The organism is Candidatus Micrarchaeia archaeon, assembly GCA_041650355.1.
Lineage (GTDB): Archaea > Micrarchaeota > Micrarchaeia > Anstonellales > Bilamarchaeaceae > JAHJBR01.
In genome coordinates this window covers 1-3,028 of record JBAZLI010000096.1, presented here as the reverse complement: position 1 = coordinate 3,028, position 3,028 = coordinate 1, and the positions used below count along the sequence as shown (strand labels likewise).

Sequence of the window (3,028 nt, the reverse complement as noted above, 5' to 3'; positions counted from 1 at the left end):
CTGGCCACGGGCAGGAGGACTTCGTAGTGGGCAAAAGGTTCGGGATAGAGGTTTTCAGCCCTGTGGACGGAGCCGGGAACTACACTGCCGAGGCGGGCAAGTACGCGGGAAAAAACGTGCGCGAAGCCAACAGCGACATAATAAAGATGCTGAAGGAGAAGGGGGCGCTCATCCACGAGGAGAGGATAAAGCACCGCTACCCGCACTGCTGGAGGTGCAAGACGCCTCTCATATTCAGGGCGACAGACCAGTGGTTCATCACGATTTCAAAGTTAAAGGAGCGCATGGCTACGGAAATAGAGACGGTTGAATGGTATCCGGCTTTCGCGAAGGACAGGTTCCTGGAATTCGTTTCCCAGGCTCCGGACTGGTGCATAAGCAGGCAGCGCTACTGGGGAATCCCGCTTCCGATATGGAAGTGCGGAAAATGCTCCGAAATCAGGGTTATCGGCTCAAGGGACGAGCTTCCGGACAAGGGGAAGGGGCTGAAGGATTTGCACAGGCCGAACATAGACGAGGTGCGCATGCCCTGCAAGTGCGGGAACGAGATGAACAGGGTGAGCGACGTGCTCGACGTGTGGTTCGACTCCGGAAACGCGGTATGGGCGAGCATGGACGAAAAGGACGCCAAGGCTTTCGGAGAAAGGACTGAGCTTATCCTGGAAGGCCAGGACCAGATAAGAGGGTGGTTCTACTCGCTCCTGGGCTCAGGGCTCCTCAGGTACGACAGGATTCCGTACAAAAGGCTCATGATGCACGGGTTCTTCGTTGACGAGAAAGGGGAGAAGATGAGCAAGAGCGTAGGGAACTTCGTCCCGATAGAGGAGATACTCAGCAAGTACGGCGCCGACAGCTTCAGGCTCTGGGGTATGGGCAACACCATATGGGAGGAGCTCAGGTTCAACTGGAACGAGCTGAAGGAGGCCCACAGCGACCTGGACATACTGGCGAATATGGGAGTGTTCCTGGAAAGATTTTATCCCAAAGCCAGGATAGACCAGGCCGAGCTTTTCGTGGAAGATAAGTGGCTCATATCAAGGATGAACAGCATGCTAAAAGAATATCATAAATCCTTCGAGGGCTACCAGCCCAACGTAGGCGTGAGGGCGCTCAGGCGCTTCCTGGTGGACGATTTGAGCAGGTTCTACATGAAGATAGCGAAGGACAGGATAAACAAGGGCGAGAACCCGGAGGGTGCGCTCTACGCGATTTACACTTCGCTGCTCGCCGCGCTGTGCGCGTTCGCGCCTGTCTCGCCTTTCATAAGCGATTACGTGTACCAGCGCTTCTTCAGGAAGCACGAAGAGGCGGAAAGCATAGCCCTTGTGGAGCTCAGGACGCATAGGGAAGCCGAGATGAACACCGCGCTCGAGAAAAGGATGGCGCTCGTTTCGCAAATCATATCGTGCGCCCTGGAGGCGAGGCAGCGGACAGGGATAAAGCTGAGGTGGCCTGTGCGTGAAATCCTCGTGAAGGCGCCCTCCAACGAGGTGAAATCCACAGTGGAGGAGCTTTCCGAAGTGCTGAAGAGGATGCTCAACGCGAAGGAAGCCATCGCAGTGGAGAAGGAGCCCGAGGGCGAGTACGAGGGCCAGGATTTCGAGGGCGGCACGGTGTTCGTGAGCAAGAAGCTCGAGCAGGAGCTGTACGAGGAAGGCGTTTACAACGACGTGAAGAGAAGGGTGCAGCAGCTCAGGAAGGAGCTTGAGCTGGTGGAAAAGGACAAAATAGCGCTTGAAGTGGACGCGGAAAAGGAGCTGGAGGCCATAGTGAAGAAATACGAGGCTGCGCTGGCAAAAGAGACCAACGCGAAGAGCGTAGGGTACGGTGCCCTGGACGAGGAGAAAGCCAAGGTTTTCGAAATAGACGGAAGGAAGATGAAGCTAAAGGCCAAAAAAGACTGATTTATAATTTTATTTCCAGTTCATCAGTTCGGTGATAAAGTGGAAATTGCCGCGCTGATTACGAAAATGAAGGACAACATTCTTCTTATACCGGAGGGGCGTTTTGACACGCTGACTAGAGACAAAGGGTATGCGGATTCGTTCATTTACCTGCTCGTAACTGTCTTGATGACGATTCCGTTCTACATCGCAATGCAGTTTTTAGGGCCGGTCATCGGCATTGCAAGCGGAGAAAGCGCAGTCGCCGCGGGATTCGGACTTGTTATTTCAATTGCAACCGTGATTGGAGTGCGCTTGCTGAGCGTAGTCTTCAGTTACATCGGATTCGGCATAATGCACATCCTGCTCAAGCTGGTCGGGGGGAAGGCTGACTTCCTGAAGACGGTCCAGGTTATGATTTACGGTTCCACGCCAAGCCTGCTGCTCAGCTGGATTCCGTGCATCGGCTGGATATTCGGCCTGATTGGCCTTATCAACATCATACTGGGCGCTAAGAGAGTGCACGGCATAAGCCTCCTCAGGGCAATAGTGGCGATGTTGGTCATACCGATTCTCATAGCGGGGGTTGTTGCAGTGCTGATTGTGCTGTTCTTCGGATTCACCCTGGCCGGCATCACGCAGCTGGTTCCAAGCGCATAGAGCGGAGCCTTGAACGCAACGGCTGATGTGATAGGGTTAAAAACCGTTGCGCCCATTTTTTATTTCCTACAGCTATTCAAAGGTGCTTATGATGCTTCAGACATGTGAAAGATGCAAGAAAATGGTCCCGAAAGCCGACCGCTGCAATTACTGCAAAAGGCTTATGTGCGAGTCCTGCAAGAAAAGCGCAAAAAGGGCGAGCAAGATAAGGAAATTGTTCATATGCAAGGACTGCTGGACCAAGATGGAATCCAGGAAGAAGTTCAAGTCCGGCTGATTTTCAGTTTTCCACTATTTTTTAATTACAAATTTTTCGTATTCTTTTTGCATCAGCAGCGCGTCTATCTCTATTTTCGGGCTTTCGCATATTATGGTGCCTGAGTAGCCATTTTCAGCTATAACCTTAATCAGGGGCCTGAAAGGCGGCTCGTTGTTGGAGCCCAGGGGAAGATGGTTGAGCTCGCCCTTTTCGCTGTAATTTATCT

Annotated in this window: 4 protein-coding genes; 3 read left to right on the top strand and 1 reads right to left on the bottom strand. The window is 52.8% G+C overall.

Translation table 11 applies throughout. The annotated features are described in order from the left end of the window. The 3 genes from WC488_05230 to WC488_05220 form a co-directional block, all read left to right on the top strand. Positions 1–1,904, top strand: a 1,904-nt coding sequence (locus tag WC488_05230; protein MFA5077799.1) for a class I tRNA ligase family protein, incomplete at its 5' end; no start/stop codon positions are given. Between the two features lie 39 nt (positions 1,905–1,943). Continuing rightward, positions 1,944–2,543, top strand: coding sequence for a YIP1 family protein (locus WC488_05225; GenBank protein MFA5077798.1), 600 nt, complete (start codon positions 1,944–1,946; stop codon positions 2,541–2,543). Positions 2,544–2,634: 91 nt separating this feature from the next. Next, positions 2,635–2,820 (top strand): hypothetical protein, encoded by a 186-nt coding sequence (locus WC488_05220; protein MFA5077797.1) that lies wholly within the window; start codon positions 2,635–2,637, stop codon positions 2,818–2,820. 14 nt (positions 2,821–2,834) lie between these two features. On the opposite strand, the gene WC488_05215 is transcribed toward WC488_05220, so the two are convergent. Then, the coding region (locus WC488_05215) for a deoxyribonuclease IV (GenBank protein MFA5077796.1) at positions 2,835–3,028 on the bottom strand (194 nt) is incomplete at its 5' end.